Genomic DNA, 1,218 nt, shown 5'->3' with positions numbered 1-1,218 from the left:
TCAACCCTAGTGAAAGTCCAAAAGGCATCCGCCTTCTCCACTATTTATTAGAAAGCCATCGCAAAAGCGGATGCCTGAAGGATTATTTCTGGACCGGGGGTTGCGGCTTGGTGAGACCAGAGACGCCATCGCGGGCGACGTTGATCACCATTTTCAGGACGCCGAGGGCAGCTATGATGCCACCCGACCAAGCCGGCGGGATGGTGGATGCCGAGCAATCCAGAGCACCGGTAGGCAGTGTCGCGCAGCCATAGGCCGATAGACCGGCCGTGATCGCCGCCACGAGGATGATGGCGATATTGATGCAGTTGTGAGCAAAGTTCGAGTTGAACAGGTTCGGCATGGGTTCAGTTCCTTTGGAAGGCTCAGCCGGCAGGACTAGCAGTCGGGGCCGGATCGGGATGATTGACGAGGTAGGCAGCGAGAGCGTCGTCAAATGCCTTGTCGATCTGGGCATCGACCGCCATCATGGCTGCGTTCTGTTCGGGAGTGACGACGCCGTTCTGCTTCAGGAGCGCGATGATGTTCTTCACAACAGGCAGAAGATCAGAATATTCCTGCACGAGCGTGGGGATGATCTGCTGCAGAAAGTTCACGACGCTGGTCACCTGGGCCGAATTCGACATCTGCGGGATGACGGAGAGTAGCAGGGAGAGAAAGGTGGCAATGAGCTGAATGTTCATCGGAGATTCCTGTTAATTCGAGGCCAAGGGGATGTTGTTCTGGGTGAGGATGGTCTGCAGGGCACTGACGGCGGTTGTCACGGCGCTGACCAAAGTCGAGGGGCCGAGCGTGGCGCCCGGATTGTCGGCGATGAACTTCCGAGCTGCATTGCGAGCGACCTGAACGTTCTTCACGTCTGGCGTGATTTTGTTCTTGATGAGGGAATCATCGCAGCCCTTGGGAAGCGGAACCGGTGCGCAGAACACGATGTAGTTTTTCGCCGAGATCTCCGCCACGTTCACGCCTTCGCCGGCGGCGGAGATCGCAGTGGTCGGAACACTGGTCGAAGAGAGCGTCTGCAGGGCCGCACAAGCGCCGAGCGAGATCGTCAAGGCGGCTACAGCCACCAAGCTTTTGATACGCATGGGAGATGTCCTTTGATGGTTGGGGCTTATGCTTCGTCGGTGGAGATTTTACCGGTGAAAACCGAGAACGGCAGCACGGTATCCGGCTTCGGATAAGTCGATGGGTAGCGAAGCCCAGCTACCCTGCTCT

At 57.5% G+C, this 1,218-nt stretch carries 3 protein-coding genes; all 3 read right to left on the bottom strand.

Annotated elements, in window-relative coordinates:
- Positions 1-82 precede the first annotated feature (82 nt).
- From JTP94_RS05700 to JTP94_RS05690, 3 genes are read right to left on the bottom strand one after another with little or no spacing between them, the layout of a single operon-like run.
- Complete coding sequence (locus JTP94_RS05700) at positions 83-343, bottom strand: hypothetical protein (protein ID WP_246754666.1); 261 nt, start codon at positions 341-343, stop codon at positions 83-85.
- 22 nt (positions 344-365) lie between these two features.
- On the bottom strand, positions 366-683 hold the full coding sequence (locus JTP94_RS05695) for a hypothetical protein (protein ID WP_204849571.1): 318 nt from the start codon (positions 681-683) through the stop codon (positions 366-368).
- 12 nt (positions 684-695) lie between these two features.
- Positions 696-1,088 carry a hypothetical protein gene (locus tag JTP94_RS05690; RefSeq protein ID WP_204849570.1) on the bottom strand — a complete coding sequence of 131 codons (393 nt, stop codon included), beginning with the start codon at positions 1,086-1,088 and terminating at the stop codon, positions 696-698.
- Positions 1,089-1,218 lie beyond the last annotated feature (130 nt).

This window comes from Martinezella lusitana, assembly GCF_016901135.1.
Lineage (GTDB): Bacteria > Pseudomonadota > Alphaproteobacteria > Rhizobiales > Rhizobiaceae > Rhizobium > Rhizobium lusitanum_D.
The sequence above is the reverse complement of the archived record's forward strand: the minus strand, read 5'-3'. Positions and strand labels throughout refer to the sequence as shown.

What these genes read in the sequence shown, in the direction of transcription:
- JTP94_RS05690 (WP_204849570.1), bottom strand. Translation starts at nt 1,088, where the DNA reads ATGCGTATCAAAAGCTTGGTGGCTGTAGCCGCCTTGACGATCTCGCTC.
- JTP94_RS05700 (WP_246754666.1), bottom strand. Translation starts at nt 343, where the DNA reads ATGCCGAACCTGTTCAACTCGAACTTTGCTCACAACTGCATCAATATC.
- JTP94_RS05695 (WP_204849571.1), bottom strand. Translation starts at nt 683, where the DNA reads ATGAACATTCAGCTCATTGCCACCTTTCTCTCCCTGCTACTCTCCGTC.